This is a genomic window from Paenibacillus spiritus (assembly GCF_008710135.1).
In the GTDB taxonomy this organism is placed as follows: Bacteria; Bacillota; Bacilli; order Paenibacillales; family Paenibacillaceae; genus Paenibacillus_AQ; species Paenibacillus_AQ glufosinatiresistens.
The window spans coordinates 52,447-77,076 of sequence record NZ_VYKK01000022.1 but is presented as its reverse complement, the minus strand read 5'-3'; the positions used below and the strand labels follow the sequence as shown (position 1 = coordinate 77,076).

Annotated in this window: 18 protein-coding genes; 6 read left to right on the top strand and 12 right to left on the bottom strand. The window is 60.2% G+C overall.

What is annotated here, in order from left to right:
- Nucleotides 1-122: 122 nt before the first annotated feature.
- Nucleotides 123-359 (top strand): translation initiation factor 2, encoded by a 237-nt coding sequence (locus F4V43_RS15255; protein ID WP_150459117.1) that lies wholly within the window; start codon nt 123-125, stop codon nt 357-359.
- Nucleotides 360-495: 136 nt separating this feature from the next.
- Here the strand turns inward: F4V43_RS15255 and sufB are convergent, their stop codons facing one another.
- The 8 genes from sufB to F4V43_RS15215 form a co-directional block, all read right to left on the bottom strand.
- Nucleotides 496-1,893 carry a Fe-S cluster assembly protein SufB gene (sufB, locus tag F4V43_RS15250; RefSeq protein ID WP_150459116.1) on the bottom strand — a complete coding sequence of 466 codons (1,398 nt, stop codon included), beginning with the start codon at nt 1,891-1,893 and terminating at the stop codon, nt 496-498.
- Nucleotides 1,894-1,940: 47 nt separating this feature from the next.
- Complete coding sequence (gene sufU / locus F4V43_RS15245; RefSeq protein WP_150459115.1) at nt 1,941-2,375, bottom strand: Fe-S cluster assembly sulfur transfer protein SufU; 435 nt, start codon at nt 2,373-2,375, stop codon at nt 1,941-1,943.
- Entirely contained in the window at nt 2,362-3,585 is a 1,224-nt protein-coding gene (locus F4V43_RS15240; RefSeq protein ID WP_150459114.1) for a cysteine desulfurase, read from the bottom strand. The genes sufU and F4V43_RS15240 overlap by 14 nt, the downstream gene beginning before the upstream one ends.
- Entirely contained in the window at nt 3,582-4,883 is a 1,302-nt protein-coding gene (sufD, locus tag F4V43_RS15235) for a Fe-S cluster assembly protein SufD (RefSeq protein WP_150459113.1), read from the bottom strand. Before sufD ends, F4V43_RS15240 begins: the two co-directional genes overlap by 4 nt.
- Before the next feature lie 25 nt (nt 4,884-4,908).
- Nucleotides 4,909-5,691 (bottom strand): Fe-S cluster assembly ATPase SufC, encoded by a 783-nt coding sequence (gene sufC, locus F4V43_RS15230; RefSeq protein ID WP_150459112.1) that lies wholly within the window; start codon nt 5,689-5,691, stop codon nt 4,909-4,911.
- Between the two features lie 134 nt (nt 5,692-5,825).
- A complete protein-coding gene (locus F4V43_RS15225) occupies nt 5,826-6,431 on the bottom strand; it encodes a DUF1802 family protein (RefSeq protein WP_150459111.1) in 606 nt (201 codons plus the stop codon).
- Between the two features lie 185 nt (nt 6,432-6,616).
- Nucleotides 6,617-7,081, bottom strand: coding sequence for a Dps family protein (locus F4V43_RS15220; RefSeq protein WP_150459110.1), 465 nt, complete (start codon nt 7,079-7,081; stop codon nt 6,617-6,619).
- A 284-nt stretch (nt 7,082-7,365) separates the two neighbouring features.
- Nucleotides 7,366-7,668: a YunC family protein gene (locus F4V43_RS15215; RefSeq protein WP_150459109.1), complete on the bottom strand. Its 303-nt coding sequence runs from the start codon at nt 7,666-7,668 to the stop codon at nt 7,366-7,368.
- Nucleotides 7,669-7,883: 215 nt separating this feature from the next.
- Here F4V43_RS15215 and F4V43_RS15210 point away from each other — a divergent pair, with 215 nt between their 5' ends.
- Nucleotides 7,884-8,471, top strand: a complete 588-nt coding sequence (locus tag F4V43_RS15210; RefSeq protein ID WP_150459108.1) for a hypothetical protein — start codon at nt 7,884-7,886, stop codon at nt 8,469-8,471.
- Nucleotides 8,472-8,543: 72 nt separating this feature from the next.
- Here the strand turns inward: F4V43_RS15210 and F4V43_RS15205 are convergent, their stop codons facing one another.
- Complete coding sequence (locus F4V43_RS15205; RefSeq protein ID WP_150459107.1) at nt 8,544-8,930, bottom strand: DUF423 domain-containing protein; 387 nt, start codon at nt 8,928-8,930, stop codon at nt 8,544-8,546.
- A gap of 182 nt (nt 8,931-9,112) precedes the next feature.
- Here F4V43_RS15205 and F4V43_RS15200 point away from each other — a divergent pair, with 182 nt between their 5' ends.
- Complete coding sequence (locus F4V43_RS15200) at nt 9,113-9,568, top strand: hypothetical protein (protein WP_150459106.1); 456 nt, start codon at nt 9,113-9,115, stop codon at nt 9,566-9,568.
- A gap of 81 nt (nt 9,569-9,649) precedes the next feature.
- On the opposite strand, the gene F4V43_RS15195 is transcribed toward F4V43_RS15200, so the two are convergent.
- Nucleotides 9,650-10,816, bottom strand: coding sequence for a stalk domain-containing protein (locus F4V43_RS15195; RefSeq protein ID WP_191089605.1), 1,167 nt, complete (start codon nt 10,814-10,816; stop codon nt 9,650-9,652).
- A gap of 112 nt (nt 10,817-10,928) precedes the next feature.
- Entirely contained in the window at nt 10,929-12,527 is a 1,599-nt protein-coding gene (locus F4V43_RS15190; protein WP_150459104.1) for an amidohydrolase, read from the bottom strand.
- Between the two features lie 135 nt (nt 12,528-12,662).
- Here F4V43_RS15190 and F4V43_RS15185 point away from each other — a divergent pair, with 135 nt between their 5' ends.
- From F4V43_RS15185 to yhbH, 3 genes are all read left to right on the top strand, one after another.
- Complete coding sequence (locus F4V43_RS15185; protein WP_150459103.1) at nt 12,663-19,382, top strand: DUF11 domain-containing protein; 6,720 nt, start codon at nt 12,663-12,665, stop codon at nt 19,380-19,382.
- Nucleotides 19,379-21,049 carry a DUF11 domain-containing protein gene (locus F4V43_RS15180; protein ID WP_150459102.1) on the top strand — a complete coding sequence of 557 codons (1,671 nt, stop codon included), beginning with the start codon at nt 19,379-19,381 and terminating at the stop codon, nt 21,047-21,049. Before F4V43_RS15185 ends, F4V43_RS15180 begins: the two co-directional genes overlap by 4 nt.
- 82 nt (nt 21,050-21,131) lie before the next feature.
- The gene (gene yhbH / locus F4V43_RS15175; RefSeq protein WP_150459101.1) at nt 21,132-22,295 is read left to right on the top strand and encodes a sporulation protein YhbH; all 1,164 of its coding nucleotides are present in this window, start codon (nt 21,132-21,134) and stop codon (nt 22,293-22,295) included.
- A gap of 117 nt (nt 22,296-22,412) precedes the next feature.
- Here yhbH and F4V43_RS15170 read toward each other — a convergent pair whose 3' ends face one another.
- A complete protein-coding gene (locus F4V43_RS15170) occupies nt 22,413-24,542 on the bottom strand; it encodes a methyl-accepting chemotaxis protein (protein ID WP_223879915.1) in 2,130 nt (709 codons plus the stop codon).
- Between the last annotated feature and the right edge of the window lie 88 nt (nt 24,543-24,630).

Below are 24,630 nucleotides of genomic sequence, written 5' to 3'. Positions count from 1 at the left end.
CTGCCTGTTTTTTTATGTCCGCTGGACAGGCCTCGAAAGGACGCTCCTTGCCGGATGCCTTTTTAACCATTGGCCAACGATCGCATATATTAGTACATATGTGAATATAGGAGGTACCAGGATTGGCCAATAACAAGGATCTGCGTGATATTGAAATTGCCAAGCTGGCGTTTATAGGTGGATCCATTGCTGCAATCGGGGATGGAATCGCCGCACTGGCTGCCGGGTTAGCCTTGGACGCTCTGAAACAGGATTATGCAGCCAAAAAGAAAAATCCCACCGTTTCTATTAAATCCACGAAGACTCAACTGAATTATTTTATTAACGAGTTGGTAAAGATCAGAAATAAGGTGGGATGACCTTGTCCACGTCCACTGCCCGAAACGGACGTTCAACCTAAAATACGTGCCCGAGCGCCTTGACACCAGAGTGTCAAGCTCACTGCGGACACGTATTTAACCAACACCGGGATATATTTCAGAAGGGTCTGCCGGATTAACCGATACTGCCTTCCATCTCGAACTTAATCAGCCGGTTCATCTCAACCGCGTACTCCATCGGCAGCTCCTTCGTGAACGGCTCGATGAAGCCCATGATAATCATCTGCGTCGCTTCGGCTTCCGACAGGCCGCGGCTCATCAGATAGAAGAGCTGCTCTTCGGATACTTTGGAGACCGTGGCCTCATGCTCCAGCATGATATTGTCGTTCATGATCTCGTTGTACGGGATCGTGTCGGACGTCGACTGGTTGTCAAGAATGAGCGTATCGCACTTGATGTTGGACTTGGCGCCTTCCGCCTGGCGGCCGAAGGAAGCCAGACCGCGGTACGTCACCTTGCCGCCGTGCTTGCTGATCGACTTGGAGACGATCGTCGAAGTGGTGTCCGGCGCCAGATGGATCATCTTCGCGCCGGCATCCTGGTGCTGTCCCTTGCCCGCAACGGCGATCGACAGCACGGAGCCCTTCGCGCCGCGTCCCTTGAGGACAACGGCCGGATATTTCATGGTCAGCTTGGAGCCGATGTTGCCGTCGACCCATTCCATCGTCGCATTCTCTTCGGCAACGGCGCGCTTGGTGACCAGGTTGTAGATGTTCGGCGCCCAGTTCTGGATCGTCGTGTAACGAACGCGGGCGTTCTTTTTGCAGATAATCTCTACAACGGCGCTGTGCAGCGAATTCGTGCTGTAGATTGGAGCGGTGCAGCCCTCCACGTAGTGGACAAAGCTGTCCTCATCGGCAATGATCAGCGTCCGTTCGAACTGGCCCATGTTCTCGGAGTTGATGCGGAAGTACGCCTGCAGCGGCACTTCGCACTTCACGCCCTTCGGCACGTAGATGAAGCTACCGCCGGACCAGACCGCGCTGTTCAGCGCCGCGAACTTGTTGTCCGCCGGGGGGATTACGGTGCCGAAGTATTCCTTCAGCAGCTCGGGATGCTCGCGGAGCGCGGTGTCCGTATCCATGAAGATAACGCCCTGTTCTTCAAGGTCCTTTTGCATGCTGTGATAGACGACCTCGGATTCGTACTGCGCCGACACGCCGGCCAGGAACTTCTGCTCCGCTTCCGGAATGCCCAGCTTGTCGAACGTCTCCTTGATTTCGGCCGGAACCTCTTCCCAGGTCTTGCCCTGCTTCTCCGAAGGACGCACATAATACTGAATGTCGTTAAAATCCAGTTCGTCCAGATCCCCGCCCCAGCGCGGCATTGGCATCTTCTCGAACTGCTTCAGCGATTTCAGGCGGAACTCCAGCATCCATTCCGGTTCATTCTTGATCTTGGAAATTTCCTTGACGATCTCGGGCGTCAGTCCTTTGCCGGTCTGAAACACCGCCTTGTGCTCGTCGCGAAACCCGTACTTGTATTCTTCCATTTCAGGCGCTTTCTTAGCCATGGGTCGTTCGCCTCCTTATAGTTCACCCTGCCGTTGCCGGCCTTCTTCTAGCTGTGCTGACGCTCTTCCTCGTCGATCCCCTTGCGCAGCGCGTTCCAGGCGAGTGTGGCGCATTTGATCCGCGCCGGGAACTTGTTGACGCCGGCCAGTGCCTCGATGTCTTCGTAATCGTCGAAATTCACTTCTTCACCCTGCATCAGTCTGGAGAAGCGGCCGGCCAGATCCAGCGCTTCCTCCACGGTCCGGCCCTTGACGGACTCGGTCATCATGGAGGCCGACGACATGCTGATCGAACAGCCCTCGCCTGCGTAGCGCGCATCCTTCACCCGTCCGTCCTCGACTTTCAGCTGGAGGGTAATCCGGTCTCCGCAGGTCGGGTTGTTCAGCTCTACCTTGAGCGAATCATCCTCGAACAGGCCGCGGTTCCGGGGGTTCTTGTAATGATCCATAATGACGCGGCGGTATAAATCATCCAATTGCATCGGCAAAATACTCCTTTGTGCGGATTAGTGCCGAGACCAGCCGGTCGATGTCTTCTTCTGTATTGTACAGATACAGACTGGCCCGCGCCGTCGAGCTGACTTCCAGCCAGCGCATCAGGGGCTGACAGCAATGATGTCCGGCCCGGATGGCGATGCCTTCCGAGTCAAGCACCGTCGCCACATCATGCGGGTGAACGTCTCCCAGATTGAAGGTAACGAGTCCGACCTCGCGGCCCCGGGGACCAAAGATCGTCAGACCTTCCACTTCCGACAAGCGCTGCTCCGCATACGCGGCCAGCTTGATCTCATGGCGGTGAATCTCATCCATACCGATCTCTTCCAGAAAATCAATCGCGGCTCCAAGCCCGACCGCACCGGCTATAATCGGCGTTCCCCCTTCGAACTTCCAGGGGAGCTCCTTCCAGGTGGAATCATAGAGGCCGACATCGTCAATCATTTCGCCGCCGAATTCTACCGGCTCCATCTTCTCCAGGAGCGCCCGTCTGCCGTAGAGAGCGCCGATGCCGGTCGGTCCGCACATTTTGTGGGCGGACAGGGCATAGAAATCGCAATCGAGGTCCTGAACGTCTACTTTCATATGCGGCGTGCTCTGCGCGCCGTCCACCACGATAACGGCACCGTGCCTGTGGGCGATGGCCGCAATCTCCTTCACCGGATGGGTAACACCCATGACGTTCGAGACATAGGCGATCGCGACGATCTTCGTGCGGTCGGTAATGGTCGCTTCCGCATCCTCCACCGTAATCCGGCCGTCCTTCTGCAGCGGAATGAACTTCAGCGTCGCGCCGGTACGCTTGGCAAGCTGCTGCCACGGGATGAAGTTGCTGTGATGCTCCATCTGCGTTACGACGATTTCGTCTCCCTCTCCGACGGCCGAAGGCCCGTAAGAGGAAGCGACCAGATTCAGGGCTGTGGTCGTACCCCGGGTGAACACAATCTCTTTCGTACTCTTGGCGCCGATGAAGCGCGCCACCTTCTCCCGCGCGCCTTCGTAGGCGTCGGTTGCCCGGCTGCCCAGCGTGTGTACGCCGCGGTGAACATTGGAGTTGTCGTGCTCATAGTAAGCCTTGATCGCCTCGATGACCTGCCGCGGCTTCTGGGAAGTCGCGGCGCTGTCCAAGTACACGAGCGGATGGCCGTTGACGTTCTGGTTCAGAATCGGGAACTGCTCCCGGATGGAGGCATTCATTGACCCAACTTCCTTTCCACAAGAGACTGAAGCTGATCGCGCAGCCCCTCCAGTGGAATTTGCGAGACAACGGGAGCAAGGAAGCCGTAAATAATCAGTTTTTCCGCATCGCTGCGCGAAATTCCGCGGGACATCAGATAATAGATCTGCTCCGGATTGACCTGTCCTACGGAAGCGGCATGGCCGGCGGATACATCGTCTTCGTCGATCAGCAGAATCGGGTTCGCGTCGCCGCGGGCCTTGGGGCTCAGCATGAGCACTTTGGCTGTCTGCTGTCCGTCAGCGCGGGTAGCGCCCTTCTCAATCTTCGTAATGCTGTTGATAATGGACGAGGCGTTCTCGCGCATAACCGCCCGGGTAATCATGTCGCTCGGCGTATTCTTGCCGAAATGCTGGGCGCGGCAGGAGTAGTTAAGCCGCTGCGATCCCGATCCCACGGCGATAATCATCGCATTCGAGGTGGAGCCGTTGCCCTGAAGCAAGGACTTCGTGTCGCCGACGGTATCGCCGTCGTTCATTTCGCCGATAATCCACTCGATTGATCCGTCGTTGTCCACGACGGCGCGGCGGTACGTAATATCGGTTGTATCCGCTCCGAACTGGTGCACCGAAGCGAACCGCACCTGAGCGCCGGCTCCGACGAACACTTCCGCCGCTCCGTTGTGGAGCCCGGCTTCCGTCTTGGCGGACACATAATTGTCTACATAAGTCAGCGCGCTGCCGCGTTCGGCTACAATCAGCACATGCGGCACAAATGCGCTCTCTGCATCATCTGTGAGATAGACGGCCTGTATCGGCGCGTCGATCACTACATTCTTCGGCACGTAGAGGAATACCCCGCCGTTCCACAGCGCCGCGTGCAGCGCCGCTACGGAGCTCTCGTCCGCGGCAACCGCTTTGCCGAGATAGCGGCGAACCAGTTCGCCGTGTTCCTTGGCGGCTGTCTGAAGATCGGTGAAGACTACCCCCTGCTCCTCAAGTCCGGGAGCCAGCTTGGCGTAGACCACTCCGGAATTGTGCTGGATCAGCAGATTTCCTTCTCCCGCGCCTTCGATCAGGCTGCGGATGGATTCGGGCGCATCAGCCAGCTGCCCGATCCGCACACTCTCTTGGTTCTTCCCGTACTGCTGAATATTCCAGCGGTCGATCCGGGTCTTCTCCAGCTTCGGAAGCTCCAGGCCGGCCGCGAGCTCCAGCGCCTTCAGGCGGCTCTCTGTCAGCCAGTCCGGTTCCCCGCTGCGCACCGACCATTCGCCGAGCGTGCCGGCTTCAACCGGAAGTATGGTTTGCGTCGTCATCTCTATTCTCCTCCTTCCAGTCCGGTTACGCTTCTTGTCCGACGGTTTCGTCCTCGATGCCCAGCTCTTCCTTGACCCATTCGTAACCTTCGGCTTCCAGACGCTCCGCCAGCTCCGGACCGCCGGATTTGACAATGCGGCCCTGCATCATGACATGGACGAAATCCGGCTTGATATAGTTAAGCAGACGCTGATAGTGGGTAATAACCAGGAAACCGCGCTCTTCGCTGCGCATGGCGTTCACGCCCTGCGCTACAATCTTCAGCGCGTCGATGTCAAGGCCGGAGTCGATCTCGTCAAGAATGACGATCTTCGGGTCCAGCATCATCATCTGGAGAATTTCATTCCGCTTCTTCTCGCCGCCCGAGAAGCCTTCGTTCAGGTAGCGGTGCATGAATTCCGGATTCATCTCCAGTTCTTTCATCTTGCCTTCCATCTGACGGATAAATTTGATCAGCGAGATCTCGCTTCCTTCTTCGCGGCGGGCGTTGATGGCGCTGCGCAGGAAGTCGGAGTTCGTTACGCCGGAAATTTCGCTCGGGTACTGCATGGCCAGGAAGAGGCCTGCCCGTGCGCGCTCATCAACGGCCATCTCCAGCAGGTCTTCGCCGTTCAGCGTAGCCGCGCCTTCCGTCACTTCATATTTGGGGTGCCCCATCAGAGCCGAAGCCAGCGTACTCTTGCCGGTACCGTTCGGTCCCATGATCGCGTGAATTTCTCCGCCCTTCATCTGCAGGTCAATACCCTTCAGAATCTCCTTGCCTTCAATGGTTGCCTTGAGTCCAGAAATGACGAAATCTGCTGCCATAACGTGAATTCCCTCCAATAATCGATTTGCCTAGCCTGTATCCGTCTGCAGGGGATGACCCTGTAACACGCCAGCGGAACTATTTAGATTCTGTATTAAATTATAATCATTATAAATTGTATAATCAATGATTATCAATGATTCTCACTCATTTTATTATAATCCCTCAGCTTTATCAAACATTGTCGGATTTCCTGCCGCCGGGCTTCAAAACGCTCCTCATCCAGCACGGGCACGGATTTCCCGGGTTCGGGCGTATCCTGAAGACCGATCCAGGACCGGCAGCCTCCATATTCCGGATGGACGGGAATTTCTAGCGGCTGATCCAGCCGGTAGACCCGAAGCAGCAGGGCATGCAGCGGCTCGCGCGGCTTCCACCGGAGTCTCTCCGCAGCCATTTCCTTAGTCCAAATATGGTAAGGATACAGCGCCTCCAGCTCTTCCTCGGTCCGGATCTCCAGATCGTCCGCCGCCTCCGCCCAGTAGAATAGCGTAATCCGGTCAGCACCGGGATGGGCCTCGGCCAGCGATTTCTCGACTAGCGGACGGTAAGGTTCCTTGAACAACCAGGGCTTCTGGTGCTCATACGTAGGGAAGAAATAGAAGGAAGAGCTGCGGAGTTCAAACCGCTTGGTTTCTTCCCGGATTCCGCCCTTTCGGAGAAGAAGGATGCTCTCTCCCTCCCCCAACAGTTCGGCGGCTGCGGCCCATTCCTTCAGAGCCGTCGGTTCAATCTTCATGGGGCTGCTCTCCTCTCCTGGCCTCGCGGCTCCCGCCGTCCGGCCGTTCCGAATTTGATATCTATATTATAACAACTCATGTAGGCAATCGACATGGTGAATGAAAAAAGAGCCCAAAACGGGCTCTTCTTCAACCATTCGTCACACCCTCTCACATGAGAGCGTTCATATGCATAACATCAACCTTACTTATCCAGGAACGAGCGAAGCATCCAGGCGTGTTTTTCCAGATCCGTACGGATCTTGATGAACAGATCGGCCGTCGGCTGATCGCCGTTCTCCTCGGCGAGTTCGATCCCTTCGCTAAGCTCTTCCGCTACCGTCGAGAAGTCCTCAATCAGCGTCTGAACCATGCCGCGGGTATCTTCGTTGCCGGAAGCTTCCTGAATGGTGGAGAGCTCCAGATATTCCTTCATCGTAGCCGCAGGTTTGCCCTTGATGCTCAGCAGGCGCTCGGCCACCTCGTCCATTTTCAGCGTAACTTCATCGTACAGTTCCTCAAATTTCACATGCAGAGAGAAGAACTGCTCGCCCTTCACGTACCAGTGGTAGTTATGAAGTTTCACATAGAGGACGTTGAGATTCGCCACCTCTTTGTTGAGCACCTGCTCGATGGAAGTCGTGTTCGTTTTGTTGGTTGCTTTGGCCATCGTTGATCCCTTCCTTGTCCACTTAGAATTTGACCGGCTGTGTCTGATCCGTCGTGCCGGCCTTGTCGTCGTCTACTGTCACATTACCCTAGCCCCGTTCCGCCGAAACAAAGCGGCGTCTTCCTCCCGGCCGTGCGGCTGCGCACAGCCGTCCAAAGATCAATTGTAGGATGGACGAACGGAAGGAGGGTTATGCCTGAGGGTTCGCGAACGGGCAAAAAGGAGCGGAATTTCGCTTCCGCTCCTCCATTTTACACCTGTATGGCCGCTTTGTGCCAGCGTTCCTAGACCATCCGCAGCAGCGCTTCCCGCCCGGACATTCCCGCCGCAATGCCAAGCTTCTCGGCTTCATGCGTAACCGACTCCAGGGGAGAGTTTAGCAGCTGCTCCAGCGTTCGTACGCCTACCGCCCGGCCTGCAATAATACCGCGGTCCTTCAGCTTGTCGTTCAGCAGTCCGACATCCAGCGCTCCGCACATGATGTATCCCTTGTCCGTGCTGACGCTTAGAAGAGTTGTCTTGGGGAGCTGCACCACTACGCCAAGCATCGTATGTCCGCCGATCACAATCGGTTTCAGTGTTACCATTGCTGCACACCGCCTTTCTTCTTGCTTCCCGTCATGCTCTATCTAAATGTATGCCATTCAGGGAGCAGGGGTGCGGACAAATGTCCCGGTTGCGCATCAAGGTTCCCGGGCCGATAGTCCCAATTCGATCTGTTCCCCCGCTGTTCTTCTTTCAATGATAATGATATAGTGTAAATACGCAAAAGAAGCGCTATATTGAACAGGCTGGGGGACTTATGAACAACAAACTGCGAAGCACGGAAGGTCAATTTCTGTTTAATCTTGACATTTTAATAAATGCCAAGACCAACCCGCTTGCCTTGCAGTATCTGCTTGAACTGCTGAATGGAAGCGAGTATGTAACCGACTTCAAGATTAATTCCAACCTGCAGCTTGGAAGAACCATCGACGAGCTGCTTCAGAACGCCAAGCGAAATTTGTCCCAGGGCAAGGCTGGAGCCGCCGACGCGGCCGCAGCGGAGCCCGCCAAGCCATTGACTGCCGCCAAGACTTCTGCCGAAGCCACACCTTCGGCAGAGGCCAAGACCGCACCGGCCGCCAGACCAGAAGCCGCGCGCGGAGCGGCTGCCGCCCCCCGAACCGGAGGCGAAGCCCATCCGTTCGGTCCGATCTATATCCAGATCCGGGAATTCATCCGCAAGAATCAGCTGATCCGCATCCGGGCGAACCGCTACGGCAAGCAGCTCTCCATTCCGTGCCGGGTGCTGAATCTGGATGAGGCCACGAATACGATCAATGTCTACCATGTGGATGAGAAACAGGTTTATACCTTCAAGCTCAACGAAATCGACGAGTTCATGTAGGGACAAGAACGCCCCGGCCTTCCCGAATATCGGGTCTGTGCCGGGGCGTTCTTGCGCGATTGCGATCTGCGGTCAGCGCCGGGATTCGCGCCGCGAGAAAGCTTCAAGCGCCAGCAGCAGCCATGCTGCTATGAACGCCACGCCGCCAAGCGGCGTAATGGCGCCAAGGGCCTTGATTCCCGAGATACTGAGCACATAGAGGCTGCCCGAGAAGAGGACGATGCCGGTCAGCATCAGCCGGGCTGCCCAGCGCAGCCGGGCGCTCTCGCCCCATTGTCCGGCTGCCAGAGCAATGGCCAAAATTCCGAGCGCATGTACCATGTGATAATGCACACCGGTCTCATAGACTGTCAAATCATCCGCGCTGATTGCCGTCTTCAGCATATGGGCGCCAAATGCGCCAATGGCAACGGCCAGCATCAGCAGCAGAGCTCCCCAGCCCGCATAGAAACGCTGCATGTCTTTCTCTCCTTCGATCCGCTGGTCTTAGCCGCTTGTTCGGCGGCACGGATTCATCTTATCGCAAGCGGCAAGTCTTTTCCACCAGGAGTGCGGGATGTGCTTGCTTTTCTCGCCCCCTTATGGAAGAGTAAGAGAAGCAGCATTGGATTCACCACTACTCATCTTGAAGGAGTTCGATTATGGACGAGCCACAAGTCAATCCGCCGGAAGGCCCATCGCCTTCCGCCCAACCGCCATCCGGCTACGGAATGAGCGAACCCACGGAAGCGCAAGACTATAAGAACCTGCAAGACCGCAGACATTCAGGCCCGGGGATCGCTTCCTTCGTCATTGGCCTGGTCACGGTTGTCGGCTATATCGCCGCTCTGGCCGCCGCGGGCGCCATCATTGCCCCTCTGATCGACGAGATCGGGGAACTGCGCAGCGACTCCAGCGAGGCATTCATCCTGCTTGGCATGTCGGTTCTCGGCCTGGCGGCACTGAATCTGATCGGAGTAATCACCGGCATTATCGGCATCGCCCTGCGGGACCGCAAGAAAGCTCTGGCGGTCATCGGCACCCTCATCAACGGTCTGATTCTGCTGCTGTTCATTCTGGTAATTGCAGTCGGTCTGGCTAATGTCGGCGCGTCCTAGACGCAATCGGCAGCGCCCCTGTCCGGCGGATCCGTGATCCGCCAGTCAGGGGCGCTGCCAGTTGATGGGAGCCGGCCGGGGTTAAGGGCGGGACGGATAGAACGAGAAGGTGGCCTGGTCCGCCTTGTAGCGTCCCTCCTCATACCGGTAGACGATCCGCGCCTCCCCTACAAAATCGGCATTCCCGATAGCCCCGCCAAGCCTCGCGGTCAGCCGTCCCCCTTCGATCCCATAATAGATAATGGACCCGAAGGCGATCTTCTGCCGGTCCAGCGCTGCGGCTTCCGTTCCGTAAGAGGAAGCGCTGCGGCTGATTTGATCCCCGCCGCCGGGCGTTTCCGCCCGGATAATGACCTGATCCCCCCGCAGCGATACCGAGCTGCCGATCCGATTGCGGGCCGCCTCGACCGGATCATCGACCGGTATCTCCTTGAAGGAACGGCGTTCGATGACATGAACCTCCTCCAGATGAAGCCCCGTCCCCCATCCGGCGTTCAGACGGATCACGGCTTCGGGACTCTGATCCCCGCCGATATCGCCTGTCTCCAGAACCGGAGCATGGGACGCATCGACCGGGTTCTTCCAGTACGGGAACGATTTCACCCAGCCATCCCATTCCAGCCGCATGCCTTCAAAAGTATCCGCCTTCTTGCCGATACGGAACAGCCGCGGACCGCCGCCGGGCACCGCCGCCAGCACGGTCCGTCCCGTGACGACCTCTGCGCTGCGGACGGAGGCGTTCCAGCGGACATCCGCTCCCGCCAGTTCCGCGATAAAGCGAAGCGGAAGCATCGTCTCGCTGCCTTGCCCGGCAATCGGCGCAGCCAGCGGATAGCGACCCGCCTCCGCCGTCTCCCTCACTTCCCTTTCTCCCGGCTTGAAATCATAGACGCCGCCCCGGGTCATCCAGATGCGCACCAGGCCCTCATCGGACTGCCAGTGCGCCGACACGCTGCCGAGTTTCTGAATCATGGACAGAGGAACCATCGTGACCCCGTTGCTGATATAAGGGGCAGGGGACAAGTTCAACACTTGGCCATTCCAGCGGACAGAGACGTCGGCATGGCCTGCGGTCCGGCCAGAAGCTGCCGGTAAGATATGGGCTGCGGCGACAGCCGCCGGCCCCGTCGGGACCGCTTCCGTTCGGGCGGCCCGGGCTTCGCCTGCCGGAAGAGGGGCCAGGGGCGCCGCCGCCAGCAGCAGCGAGAGCGCCGCCCCAAGCGCTGTTCGATAAATCGGCTTCAACATAGAAATCTCCTTGTCGCAGGGATATAAGGGACTAAGGTACCCATCCATAAGGTACTTGGATCAATCTACCACAGGACGCTCTCCATTGGGTTACCGTTTATTAACAAGCCGGTTACAGCTTGTACGCCACCGTACCGTTGACTACCGTCATGCGCACGCGCGCGGCGAGCAGATCATCGGGGTCGCTGCCCGGCGGGCGGTCCATGACCGTGAAGTCGGCCCGCTTGCCGGTCTCCAGACTGCCGCGTTCCGCCGTCTCTCCGGCCGCAGCCGCGCTGCCCGAAGTGAACAATCCGAGCGCTTGACCGGCCGTGAGCTTCTCCTCCGGCACATAGCCGGCGTGGCGCTCGCCCGGCTTCCGGCGGGTTATGGCTGCATGCATCCCGAGGAACGGGCTGACCGGTTCAATCGGCGCGTCGCTTCCCCCTGCGCAGACCACTCCGGCTTCCAGCAGACTCTTCCACGCGTAGAGCCAGCGGGTGCGTTCCGGCCCCACCCTCTCCAGCACCCAGGGGAAGTCGCTCGCCACGAACCGGGGCTGAATGTCGGCAATCAGCGGCAGATTCTTCATGCGAACGACCAGGTCCCGGCGCAGCACCTGCGCGTGGATGAACCGGTCGGGCAGCCGGCAGCTCTGCGGCAGCGGCACCCGCTCCATCGCCGTCAGCGTCAGATCCGCAGCTCCGTCACCGATGGCGTGAACCGCCACAGGGAAGCCGATCCGCCGCGCCTCTGCGAAGATGCGCTCCAGCTCTTCCGGCGTGTGGACCGCCATGCCGGAGGTGCCCGGCGCATCGCTGTAAGGAGCAGACAGCAGTGCCGTCCGTCCGCCGATGGCGCCGTCCGCGAACAGCTTGACGGCTCCGATCCGCAGCCATTCGTCCCCGCTGCCGGCGCGCAGGCCCAGCTCGGCGAGCTCGGGCAGATACTCATGGTACATCAGCTGATGCGTCCGGAAGGCAAGACCCTCTTCGCGCAGTTCCCGGTGAATGCGCAGCATGGTCTCCGCTCCGCCGATCAGGCGCAGGTCCTCCGTATGCACGCCGGTCAGACCGAGCGACAGGGCGTGCTCCGCGCCCCGGCGGACCGCCGCCTTCAGGGCGGCATAGTCCGGCTTCGGCTGAACGGCGGAGAACGGCCGGGACGCATCCTCATAGATCCAGCCGTTCAAAGACCCGTCCGGGTCCCTTCCATATGAGCCGGACGGAGGGTCCGGCGTATCCGCCGCAACGCCGGCCCGGCGAAAAGCTTCGCTGTTCCCGAGATACGCATGGAAGCAGGTGCGGGTCAGGAAGACCGGATGCCGGTCCGTTACGGCATCCAGCTCCAGCCGGTGCGGCGCCTCGGCCGGCGCAAAATCATTTTCATTCCAGTTGAGTCCGAGAATCCACTCTCCCGACGGCGTGACCGCAGCCCGCTCCCGGATCGCTTCCAGCATCTGCTCCCGGGAAGCGCATCCCGTAAAATCGAGCATGTCCAGCTTCATCCCCGTCATGGCCAGGTGCATATGCGCATCGACCAGTCCCGGCAGTACCGCCGCGCCTTCCCAATCCACGGTGCCGTAGCTGCGGCCCGCGAGCTGGAGCCTCAGTTCCTCCGCGCTCCCGATGGCCGCGATTCGCCCTTCCTCGGTATAGACCGACAACAGCCGGCCCGGGCCATCGTCCGGGTATCCGTATAAACGTCCGTTCGCATACAGCGTACCCGCCATGCGCTCCTCCTCCATTCCTCCGCAGCAGTCATAATGGAACCCTTGCTGCACATAAGCTTACCTAACGCCATTCTTTCCGTCAATTCCCGGCAACCCGCAGGCAGGCCATCGCAACCGGGGACGCCGGCCCAGGAGGTGAGCACGATTCCTCTCGTCGTACGAGCAACGATCAATGCCACCGGCGCCGTTACGTTCACGGGCAACACGCTCGGTCTGAGCCGGTCTGACACAGCAGGCGTTCCCGGCACTCAGGACAGTATCGGCGCCTTCACCACGGTCAACACCGCTTCCGTCTACAATTCCTATCCCGCCGGAACGACAAGCCTGTACACCGCCAACAGCTCAGCGGCCATCCTCAATCTTCCGCCGAGCAGCACCGTTCTGTACGCGGAATTAATCTGGGGCGGCTCCTACATTAACGGAACCGTCAACTTGAGCGCCCAGATTAACAATCCGGTCTCGCTGACGCTGCCCTCGGGAACCGTTATCAGCGTATCACCCGATTCGGCGACGAGCAACAATGTGGATCTCGGCAACGGGGCCTCCGCTTACGTCCGGTCCGCCAACGTGACCTCCTACATCCAGCTTGGGGGGGCAGGACGCTATATTACGGGCGGGGTAGCCGGGACCATTGTCATCAGCGGCGATCCCACCGCAAATCACGCCGGCTGGACACTGGGCGTCATTTATCAGAATCCGTCGCTCCCCTTCCGGAATATGTCGCTTCGGGCGGGGGCCGTGCTCGTTCAATCGACCTCCGCTCCGGTGACCACAACGCTCACCGGATTTGCCACGCCGGTCTCCGGCGCGCTGGGCGGCCGGGCGCTGTTCAGCGCCCAGGAGGGCGACGCGAACCGTGCCGGCGACCAGGCCTTGTTCGGTCCGAACGCCGCTTCGCTGGCCGCGCTGTCGGGACCGAACAATTTTGCGAACAATTTCTTCGCTTCCCAGATCAATAATGACGCCGGTCTGATCGACACCACGGGCACCTTCGGCAGCCGGAACCAGACGAACGGCAGCCCGGGAAGCAACATTTCCGGCGGACGTCAGGGCTGGGATATTACGAATGTGGATATCTCTCCGCGCCTGGTCAATAACCAGGCCTCCGCAGTCCTTACGCTGACGACCTCGGGCGACGCTTATGTGGTCAATGCCAATGCGATACAGGTCGATATCAATGCTCCCAAGATTACGGTAACCAAAAGCGCCGGCGCTGCCGGTGCGGTCGTCGGCGATCTTCTCACCTACACGGTGACGGTTGCCAACACCGGGACCGCCAACGCCACAAGCGCCGTCCTGACCGACGCGCTTCCGGCCGGACTGGTCTTTGTAGGTGGCAGCGTAAGCGTCGCCGGCGTCTCCCGCCCCGGATTTGACATCGTCGCCGGCGTCCCGCTGGGAACCGTCAACTTCGGAACCTCCGTCACCGTGGTCTATCAGGCCAGAGTGTCATCGCTCCCGAGCCCGCAGCAGGTCGCCAACACGGCCAGCGCCGCCTTTACCTTCCAGAGCGTCAGCGGAGGTCCTGTTCTTACCGGCGTCGTCCCCTCCAATACCGTCACTCTTCCCGTGTATTCCCCGGTTCTTGCCATATCCAAGAGCGCCAGCCAGACCGCCGCCGTGGTCGGCGATACCTTAACCTATACGCTCTCGGTCTCCAACAGCGGGAATATCGGCGCTTCGGTCACGCTGACCGACAACATCCCTTCGGGGAGCACCTATGTTCCCGGAAGCTTCACCGTCTCCGGTACGCCGGTGGCCGGGAAACCGGCCGCAGGCATCGCTATCGGAACCGTTGCGTCCGGACAGACGGTAACCGCCAGATTCTCTGTTCTCGTCAGCAGCCTTCCTTCCCCGCCCGCGCTGACCGACCAGGCAACTGCCGCTTACACCTATCAAGTGCCGGACGGAAGGACCCTTTCGGGAAACGCCGCTTCCAATTCGCTGACCCTCCCCGTCTCGGTTCCCAATGTCTCTGTAGTCAAAAGCGTCAGCCAGTCGGAGGCCGCCGTCGGCCAGACGCTGACTTATACCGCCGTTGTCGCCAACAACGGCGCTTCGCCGCTCACGGCGGTGACACTGACCGACGCGCTTCCCGCCGGCAGCACCTTCGTCGCCGGAAGCGTATCCCTGTCCGGTACGCCGCTTCCGGCAGCCGATCCGGCTACCGGCATTCCGATCGGCACCCTTGCGCCGGGCGCCTCGGCTGCCGCGGTCTTTCGCGTCTCTGTCGCCGCCGTCCCTTCGTCCGGCTCATTGAACAACCGGGCCTCGGCCGCCTACAATTCGGGCGCATTCAGCGGCATTGCTCAGTCGAACACCGTAACGACGGCAGTCTATCTGCCGGTCATCACCGCCGTCAAGAGCGCATCAGCCGCCTCCGCGCTGGTGGGAGGGATGCTGGTCTATAGAATCCGAATCGCCAACACCGGCAATCTGGGCGCAGAGGTCACCTTCAGCGATACGCCGCCTTCCGGCACCACCTTCGTCCCGGGCAGTGTAACTGTAGGCGGAGTGGCCCGCCCTGCCGCTTCCCCGCTTGGCGGCATTGAGCTTGGAACCGTTGCGCCGGGCGCAGACACGGAGGTCGCTTTCACCGTATCCGTCAACAGCCTGCCGTCTCCGGCCGTTTTGTTGAACCAGGGCACGGCCGCTTACCGGTATCAGCTTCCGGGCGGGAGCGGGCCGTTCACAGGCTCTGCACTTACGAACACGATATCCACGCCGGTGTCTGCACCCAATCTGACGCTGACCAAAACAGCGGGAACGGCTGCCGTCGCCGTCGGCGAGAATCTGACGTATACGCTCACCGCCGCCAACTCCGGCGCAGCGCTTCTGGAGAACATCATTCTGTCCGACACGCTCCCTGCTGGAACGACCTTCGTGGCCGGCAGCGTACTGGTGAACGGCACGCCGGTACCCGGCGCCAGTCCGGCCGCCGGCATCCGGCTGCCGAATCTGGCGGCCGGGGCCTCGGCCGCCGTTGCTTTTACCGTGAACGTCTCGTCCTTGCCAAGTCCCGCCGTGCTGGGCAACCGCGCAAGCGCAGCTTTTACCTCGGGAAGCTTCTCCGGCTCGGCCGTCTCTCCCCTGGCGGAGACTCCGGTCTATCAGCCGGTCCTGAATCTGCTGAAGAGCGCGGGGACCTCCCCGGTGGCCGCCGGCAGCACGCTGAGCTATCAGATCCGGGTCAGCAACACCGGCAATATCTCCGCCTCCGCGACCCTGACCGACCTGCTGCCGCCCGAGGCGGCGTTTATTCCCAACAGCGTCCAGATCGGCAGCGTTCCGCTCCCCGGGTACGATCCCGCCTCCGGTATTCCGGTGGGACCGCTCGCCCCGGGCGACAGTACAGCGGTGAGCTTCCTGGTGACGGTGAACGCGGTGCCTCCGTCGCAGCGGCTCGTCAATCAGGCGAGCGCCGCCTACACCTTCCTTCTTCCGGACGGCCGGCGGCTCGGCGGAACCGCGGCGTCCAACACGCTGTCGGTTCCGGTCTCTTCTCCCCAAGTATCGGTTGTCAACAGCATCAGCGCTTCAGCGGCTGTAACGGGCGACGTTCTGACAATAACCAGCGTGATCACGAATACGGGAGACGCAGCGGCAGGCCAGTTGGTCTACAGCGATCCGCTGCCCCCGAATGTCACATTCCTTCCCGGTACGGTAACGGTGAACGGGGCTTCTCTTCCGAACGCTGTTCCAGCCTCCGGCATTCTGATCGGCAGTCTCGCTCCGGGCGGAGCAGTCGCCGTATCCTTCGAGGTGAGAGTCCATATGCCTAATCCTACGCTCATCAGCAACCAGTCCTCGGTCAGTTTCACTTCCGGGGTCTTCTCCAGTTCTTCGGCCTCCAACGTCACCGCAACCCCGATTATTGAACCGCAGATCGGACTGGTCAAAAGCGCCAGCGCCGCAGTCGCCACCGTCGGCGATACGATTGTGTATACGGTTGTGGTCGCCAATACCGGCAACCTGGAAGCTTCCGTCACGCTGACCGACCCGCTTCCGTCCGGCACCACCTTCAGCGCCAACAGCGTCATTGTCGGCGGTCTTCCCCTTCCCGGCGCTTCACCCGACTCCGGCATCGCCGTCGGCGTTGTCCCGGCGGGGGGCGCGGTAACCGTCACCTTCAGCGCAGTTATCACTTCGCTGCCAACACCGCAGTTCCTTAACAACCAGGCTTCGGCTGCCTACACCTACACCACGCCGGACGGACGCCCGCTCAGCGGGTCGGCCCTGTCGAACACGATCACGATCTCCGTCTCGGCTCCGAATGTGTCCGTCACCAAAGTCACCGGCTCGACGGCGGCCACCGTAGGCGATGTGATTACTTACTCCGTCATTGTTCTTAACAACGGCATTGCTGCGGTCAATAATCTTCAGCTTACCGATCCGCTGGCTCCCGAGGCCGCCTTCGTGACCGGAAGCGTCACCGTGGCCGGAACGCCGGTTCCATCGGCCAATCCGTCGCTTGGGATTCCGCTCTCCTCTCTGGCGCCCGGCGCCTCTGTAACGGTAACCTATAACGTCCGGGTGAACGCTGTTCCGAGCGGGGCCGAACTGCTCAACCAGGCTTCGGTGGCCTTCACCTCGGGAGCAGTCTCGGCTACAGCGCTGTCCGCCCGGATCGCCATACCGGTCTACCAGCCGGTTCTCAACGTCGTCAAGAGCGCCGGCACCGCCCAGGCCACCGTAGGCGACACGGTCAGCTACACGCTGACCGTGTCGAATGCCGGCAACTATGCCGCCTCGGCCACGCTGACCGATACGCTCCCGGCGGGCAGCGTATTTATCCCCAACAGCGTGCTGGTGAATGGACTGCCTTTGCCCCAAGCCGATCCGGCAAGCGGCATTGCCGTCGGTTCGATTGCCCCCGGAAGCCTCGTAACGGTTACTTTCTCCGTCGAAATTACCAGCCTGCCCGTACCTCAGCTTCTGGTGAACCAGGGACTCGCCTCGTATACCTACACCCTCCCGGACGGAAGAACCGCATCCGGCGCCAGTTCATCGAACAGCGTGTCGCTGCCGGTATCCAGCCCCAATGTCAGTGTTGTCAAAACCACCGGCACCTCGGCGACTACGGTCGGAGATACCCTCATCTATTCCGTGATTGTCACCAATAACGGCATTGCTGCCGTCAATAATCTGGTGCTCAGCGATGTGGTGGCGGCCGTGACGACGTTCATTCCCGGTTCCGTGACCGTTGCCGGCGAACCGAGACCTTCGGCCAGTCCTTCGGCGGGCATCCCGCTTGGAAGCCTGACGCCGGGTTCCTCCGTTACGGTCGCCTTCAGCGTAAGCGTAACGGCCCTGCCTCCGGACGGCACGCTGACTAACCAATCCTCGGTGAGCTTCACATCCGGGACGCTCTCCAGCGTCACCTTCTCCAACACGGTCAGCCTCCCGGTCTATCGGCCGATTCTGTCGGCGGCCAAGAGCAGCAGCCTGTCCATCGCCACAGTCGGAGACACGGTTGTCTACACGGTGAATGTCGCCAACACAGGCAATTATCCGGCATCCGCGACGCTGACTGACACCATTCCCGCCGGCGCCGTCCTGGTCCCCAACAGCGTTCTGGTCGGCGGAATTCCGGTTCCCGGAGCGGACCCGGCAGCCGGTATACCGCTTGGAAGCATCGCTCCCGGAGCCTCTCTGCCCGTCATCTTCTCGGCGGTCATCCAGACGCTCCCGCCCAGTCAGCAGCTTGCCAATCAGGCGGCGGTATCCTTGTCCTATACCTTGCCGGACGGACGCCCGTTCACGGCAAGCCTGGCTTCCAACACCGTTCTGATTTCGGTATCCTCTCCGAATGTGACGGTTGTGAAGTCTACAGCCGTTGCCGACGTCGTAGTCGGAGATACCTTCACTTTCGGGATTGCGGTCACGAACAACGGAATTGCAGCGGTGGACAATGTCGTTCTGAGCGACCCGATTCCGGCCGGGACGATTCTGGTCCCCGGCAGTGTAACGGTTGGCGGTACGGCCCGCCCGTCTGCCAACCCGGCAGCCGGCATTTCTCTGGGCACCTTGGCGCCGGGCGCAACGGTACAGGTTGCCTTCAACCTGAACGTCACGTCGCTTCCGAGCCCCGCCGTTCTGAACAATCAGGCTTCGGTAAGCTTCACTTCGGGCGCCTTCTCGGGAGCTTCTTACTCGAACACTGTTGCCGTCCCGGTCTATCAGCCTATCCTCACCCTAGCCAAAACCGCCAGCCTTGCCAACGTCACCATTGGCAACACGCTCACCTACAGCATTCTGATTACGAATGGAGGGAACCTGTCGGCCGATGTCACCTTGTTCGACAGCATACCGGCCGGAGCGACCTTCGTGCCCAACAGCGTGCTGCTTAACAACGTTCCTCTCCCCGGCGTCGATCCGTCCGGCGGAATCGCCGTCGGACCGGTTGCCCCGGGCAGCCCGGCGACGGTAACCTTGACGGTTCTGGCCGCCGACTCGTCGCCAGCGCCGCAGCAGCTCGTGAATCAAGCTTCGTCCAGCTACACGTACAGCCCGCCGGACGGCCGGCTCCTCAACGGCTCCGCCGTCTCCAATTCACTGGCCGTTCCGCTCTCCTCTCCCGATGTGACGGTCGTCAAGAATACCTCGGTCTCCAATGCCGTGGTGGGAGATATCATTACGTATACCATCGCCGTAACGAACAACGGCACGGCAGAGGTGAGCAACGCCGTACTGATCGACCCGATTCCGGCAGGCAGCCAGTTCGTCGGCGGAAGCGTAGCGGTTAACGGCACGCCGATGCCGGGAGAGAGTCCGGCAACCGGCGTCCCGATCGGTACCATCGCTGCCGGAGCATCCGTCAACGTGACGTTCCAGGTGCAGGTCGTTGCTCTATGACCGAGCCGCTGATCGTCAACCAGTCCCTGGTTCTGTTCCAGGGAGCGGCGGGCGCCGAGGCCATCGCTTTCTCCAATATCGTCCGCACCCCGGTCCTGGGGCCGTCCATCTCCCTGCACAAGCATGCCGACCGTGACAGCGCCGGCCTCGGCGATACGCTGGTATTCCGGATGACCGTCCGGAATACCGGCAACGCCGCTGCCGAGGTCCTCCTGTACGATCCGTTGCCGGAAGGCCTGGCCTTTGTGCCGAACAGCGTTCTTGCAGGCGGCCTTCCGCTGGCGGGGGCCAATCCGGCTGCCGGCATTCCGGTGGGACTCCTCCTTCCCGGCAGCGAAGCCTCCATCGTATTCCAGGCGCTGTCGGTGGCGCTCCCGCCTTCCCTGGAGTATCGCAACCGCGCCCGGGCCGATTATTTCTTCACCGGGCCGGACGGACAGCAGGTGCGCGGCAGTGCCGAGTCCGGGACCGTGACGGTCGCTCTGCGCGCCTACCTGCTGGAAATCTCCCTAGCCGTGAATACCGCGGCCACATTCCCGGGGGACGTGCTGACGTACACCGCGACCCTGCGCAACAGCGGACTTCAAGCGATCCGGGAGCCGATCTTCGCCGCTCGGCTCCCGGCCGCTGCCGGCTGGATTCCGGGAAGCGTCATCGCGGACGGCGTCTATGACCCGGCCGCCGACCCGCAGACCGGCCTTCTCCTGAACGATCTTGCGCCGGGCCAGTCGATGGAAGTCATATTCCGGGCACGCTCCCTCTATATCCCCAGCGCAACGGAAATTCTCGTTCAGTCGGTCGTCTCCTATTCCGTCGGAGGAGAGACGCTGCGGCGCAGCCAGAGCAGCAACAGCGTCTCCACCGCTCTCCTCGCGCCCGGGCTCACCCTCCTTAAGACGGTCAATGCCGTCTCCGCCGCTCCGGGAGCGGAACTCCGCTATACCGTTGAAGTCGGCAACCCCGGCGCGCTGGCCGCCGAGGTGGTACTGCAGGATTCGCCGCCTTTCGGGACGGATTGGGTGCCGGGCAGCGTCACGATAGCCGGCGCCGTCTATCCCGAGCTGCTCCCCGACCGGGGTCTTCCGCTCGGGATGATTCGTCCCGGCGAGTTCGTGAAGGTGCAGTTCAGCGCGCGGGTCGATCCCCTTGCGGGCAAGGGCGGGCTGACCGAAATGATCAACTATGCTTCAGCCCGCTACATCACCCTGCTGCCCGACGGCCGGTCCGTCCGGCAGACTGTCCGCTCAAATTCCGTCTCCGTGCGCTTAGCTGTGCCCCTGCTGTCTCTGACGGCAGCGGCTCAGCCGGCCAGCGTCCATCCGGGCGACGAAGCGGTCATCGCGGTGACGCTGGCCAACAGCGGCAGCCTCCCGGCAGAGGTGCGGCTCGGCTCTCTGCCGCTGCCCGGCATGGAAGCTGTGCCGGACGGCCTGAGTATCGACGGAGCCCCAGCGTCTTACGGCAGCGGCGGGTTGTCGCTTGGCGTCGTAGGTCCCGGAGAACGCCGGATCATCCGCTGCCGGGTCCGAATCCGGGAGGACGCGGCAGGGACGGTGCTGTCCGGTTACGCCGCCGCCTCCGGCCGCTATGAGTCCGGCGGACAGACCTACACGGCCGAAGCCCGCTCCAACGAATATACCGTCACCGTAGAAGGTGACGACGAATAGGAGGAGGGCTAACAAGCGGCCTGCACATATCTCTTCTTCCGCGGAATATATATGGAAAGAACTGAACCAGGAGGTGACCGCCATGCCGGAATCCGGGCTTCCTTATTCATTTGTAGTATCGAAGGAGGATTGGTCGCTGCACCGCAAAGGCCATCAGGACCAGGAGCGCCATCAGCAGAAGGTCAAGGAAGCGATCAAGGCGAACCTGCCCGATCTCGTTACGGAAGAGAATATCATTATGTCCGACGGCCGCAAGCTCGTGAAGGTCCCGATCCGCAGCCTCGACGAATACCGGATCATCTACAATTACCGCAAGCAAAAACACGTCGGCCAGGGCGACGGCGACAGCCAGGTCGGGGATGTTCTGGGCAGGGAGCCTGCCTCCTCCGGCCACGGCAAAGGCGAGAAGGCCGGGGACCAGCCCGGCCAGGACTTGATCGAAGCCGAGATTGATCTGGAGGATCTGGAGGATATTTTATTCAAGGAGCTGGAACTGCCCCATCTGAAACCCAAAACCGAGGAAGAAATCGAGACCCGTTCCATCGTCTTCAACGATATCCGCAAAAAAGGCATGATGTCCAACATCGACAAGAAGCGGACGCTGCTGGAGAACCTTCGGCGCAACGCCGGCCGGGGACAGCCCGGCATTCACAGCATCAGCCCGGACGATCTGCGGTTCAAAACCTGGGACGACATCACCATCCCGCACTCGAACGCCGTCATTATCGCCATGATGGATACCTCGGGGAGTATGGGTACCTTCGAGAAATACTGTGCCCGCAGCTTCTTCTTCTGGATGACCCGGTTTCTGCGCCGCCAGTACGAGAAGGTGGAGATCGTCTTCCTGGCGCATCACACCGAGGCGAAGGAGGTCAGCGAACACGACTTCTTCAACCGGGGCGAGAGCGGAGGAACCATCTGTTCGTCCGCTTATCAGAAAGCGCTGGAGATCATCGATACCCGCTACCCTCCGTCGAAATACAACATCTATCCCTTCCATTTCTCCGACGGAGACAACCTAAGCTCGGACAACGAGCGCTGCGTCAAGCTGATCGGCGAGCTGCTGAAGCGCTGCAACCTGTTCGGCTACGGCGAAGTCAATCAGTACAACCGCAGCAGCACGCTGATGTCGGCCTACAAGAACCTGAAGCACGAGCGCTTCATGCACTACGTCATCAAGGACAAGAAGGAAGTGTACCAAGCCCTTCGCACCTTTTTTGCGCCAAAAGAACCGGCGGCGCGCTGATCGCCTCCGCCCCCCGTTCCCTTCCATGCAGACAGGGCCGGCCCGGTCGTCTTCCGACTGCGGGCCGGCCCTGCCGGCATGCTTTCACTCTTCCAGCCCGGGCCGAAGGCCCAGGGCTTATGCGCTTTGTTGCAAGTTCTCTACAGCGGACTGGCCTTCGGCGGAATCGGCTTCCGGTGCAGCTTCTTCTCCGGTGTGAAAGGAGATGAGCGAATCCTGGAGCGACGCCGCCAGCTTCTCCAGCAGGCCCGACAGCCGGACCAGCTGCTCGCTGATCCGGAACTGCTGGGAAGACATCGAGGCCACCTCTTCGGTGGAGGCAGCCGTCTGCTGCACTACGGCGCTCACACTGTTGATCGACTCTCCCATTTCCTGCTGACTGACAAGCAGGTCGCTGACCGCCTGCGAGGATTTTCGAAGATGCTCCATGTACTTCTCCATTTCGGCTTTGACGTCGGCAAACGTCTCCGAGGTATCCCGCACCGCTGCAATCTGCTCCTGAAACAGCGGAACGGCAGCCTGTACCGCTTCCACCATGTTCCCGATATCCAGTCCGATTTCATCGGCAATCCGGGACACAGACTCAATAGACCGGCCGGACTGATTGGCCAGACCGCGGATTTCATCGGCGATGACGATAAAGCCTCTGCCGGCCGCTCCTGCGCGTACTGCTTCAATAGAGGCGTTCAGCGCCAGAATATTGGTCTGCTTGTTAATGGCAATCATCGGAGCCAGCAGACCGGCAATCAACCGCAGGCTCTCTTGAAGACGGGCGGAATTCTGCTCAATCCGGTTCATCATATCCAGCGTGGATTCGCTCTTCGCAACCAGCATTTCCATCAGCTTCCCGCCCTGTCCGCTGACTCCGAGCAGCCGTTCAGCGGAACGGTCCAGAACTTGATTGATTCCGGCGACCTCTTTCATCTGCTCGCCCATGCGCTGCACGTTCCGGCTGCTCTTGTCCGCCTCTTCCGCGAGACTGGCCGTTCCGTTGGCAATTTCCTCGGAAGCGGCAGCCACCTCCCTCGCATTCACGGAGATTTCGCCGGATGCGACAACAAGCTTCGCCGAAGTCGTCAGCACGTCCTGCGCGCTTTGTCCGCTCTGACGGGCAAGCCCGCCAAGCTGCTCCATCATTTGATTGAAGCTGTGGCCGACCCTGCCGATCTCATCCCTGCCGCCGAAGGAAGCGCGGACCGTTAAGTCCCCGTTCTCCCCTCGTTCCATCAGCTTCGCTAACATACCAAGCGGCCGGCCGATCATTCGGACGAGCAGATAGCCAATCAGCAGGGCAATCAGCGCTGCGCAGGCTACCACGATCAGCGTAATATACAGCAGCCGCTTGGCCGAATGGGTAAAATCGCTGACCGGCGCATACCCCGCCAAGGTCCAGTCGGCCGACCGGATGCCGTGATAGACCACGAGCTGATCGTTCCCGCTGCGGTCGGCAGCCGTAATCGACTGCTGTTCCTTACTGCTCTCTTTATTGTCTTTCTGCTTCGGCAGGGCGACAAAGAACTCTTGTCCCAGGGAGTCTTTATCCGCCGGGTAGACAATCCGGTTGTCTGCCGTCACAATCCGGATCTGCCCCTTGTCTCCGATATGGAAGTTCGCCAGCAGATCGCCAAGCGCCTGGCCCTTCACCTCGATAATCAGGTAATATTCCAATTCCGGGTTCTTCAGATTCCGCAGGAGCCGGCCCATGGCAAAGGAAGGGTCAGGATTGATATCGAAGAAACCCCGGGTCCGTGTCGGGAACCAGACCGGATTGCCTTTGGCAGCTTCTACAGCCTTCAGCCGCTCTTCCACCCCTTCGTCGGAGCGCAGATTATTGAGGCCTACGGATTTATAGGATTCCGAATCAATCAGGGATTTAGCAACCAGGCGCACACCCACCAGCCGCTCATCCGAAGCGGTCAAGGCAGTCAGCTTCTGTTTGATGCGTTCCTCTGCGGCACTGATATCGGCGGGAGCGCTTGCACGATTATGTATAGCGGCCAGATCAGCCTTAAGCGTTGCATCGACGGCATACTGTCTGGACAAGGATTCGTATTGGGACAGGAGGAAGTCCAGCTTGTCTGCCGCCTGGGTGACGGATTGTTCGGAAGCCGACGCAACCTGATCGGTGATGATACGCTTGGAAGCATTGTAAGAAGTGAGACCGAGAACGGAAGTCAACAGCAAGGTGGTGCAGAACAAGGCGGCAAACAGCTTGGTACCTACCGATTTGAAGACCATGCCCTTCATTACATTCATCATCCTCTGATAGTTAATAAAAGAGGGCACAATCTTCACCATAAGGGTAAAGATTGTGCCCCTCTGGAGCCCAAAATCC

Bases quoted from the DNA above. Each gene is read 5' to 3' on its own strand.
- F4V43_RS15200 (WP_150459106.1), top strand. From the start codon at position 9,113: ATGGACGAGCCACAAGTCAATCCGCCGGAAGGCCCATCGCCTTCCGCC.
- sufD (WP_150459113.1), bottom strand. From the start codon at position 4,883: ATGACGACGCAAACCATACTTCCGGTTGAAGCCGGCACGCTCGGCGAA.
- F4V43_RS15180 (WP_150459102.1), top strand. From the start codon at position 19,379: ATGACCGAGCCGCTGATCGTCAACCAGTCCCTGGTTCTGTTCCAGGGA.
- F4V43_RS15170 (WP_223879915.1), bottom strand. From the start codon at position 24,542: ATGAAGGGCATGGTCTTCAAATCGGTAGGTACCAAGCTGTTTGCCGCC.
- sufU (WP_150459115.1), bottom strand. From the start codon at position 2,375: ATGCAATTGGATGATTTATACCGCCGCGTCATTATGGATCATTACAAG.
- sufB (WP_150459116.1), bottom strand. From the start codon at position 1,893: ATGGCTAAGAAAGCGCCTGAAATGGAAGAATACAAGTACGGGTTTCGC.
- sufC (WP_150459112.1), bottom strand. From the start codon at position 5,691: ATGGCAGCAGATTTCGTCATTTCTGGACTCAAGGCAACCATTGAAGGC.
- F4V43_RS15220 (WP_150459110.1), bottom strand. From the start codon at position 7,081: ATGGCCAAAGCAACCAACAAAACGAACACGACTTCCATCGAGCAGGTG.
- F4V43_RS15215 (WP_150459109.1), bottom strand. From the start codon at position 7,668: ATGGTAACACTGAAACCGATTGTGATCGGCGGACATACGATGCTTGGC.
- yhbH (WP_150459101.1), top strand. From the start codon at position 21,132: ATGCCGGAATCCGGGCTTCCTTATTCATTTGTAGTATCGAAGGAGGAT.
- F4V43_RS15240 (WP_150459114.1), bottom strand. From the start codon at position 3,585: ATGAATGCCTCCATCCGGGAGCAGTTCCCGATTCTGAACCAGAACGTC.
- F4V43_RS15225 (WP_150459111.1), bottom strand. From the start codon at position 6,431: ATGAAGATTGAACCGACGGCTCTGAAGGAATGGGCCGCAGCCGCCGAA.
- F4V43_RS15190 (WP_150459104.1), bottom strand. From the start codon at position 12,527: ATGGCGGGTACGCTGTATGCGAACGGACGTTTATACGGATACCCGGAC.
- F4V43_RS15210 (WP_150459108.1), top strand. From the start codon at position 7,884: ATGAACAACAAACTGCGAAGCACGGAAGGTCAATTTCTGTTTAATCTT.
- F4V43_RS15205 (WP_150459107.1), bottom strand. From the start codon at position 8,930: ATGCAGCGTTTCTATGCGGGCTGGGGAGCTCTGCTGCTGATGCTGGCC.
- F4V43_RS15195 (WP_191089605.1), bottom strand. From the start codon at position 10,816: ATGTTGAAGCCGATTTATCGAACAGCGCTTGGGGCGGCGCTCTCGCTG.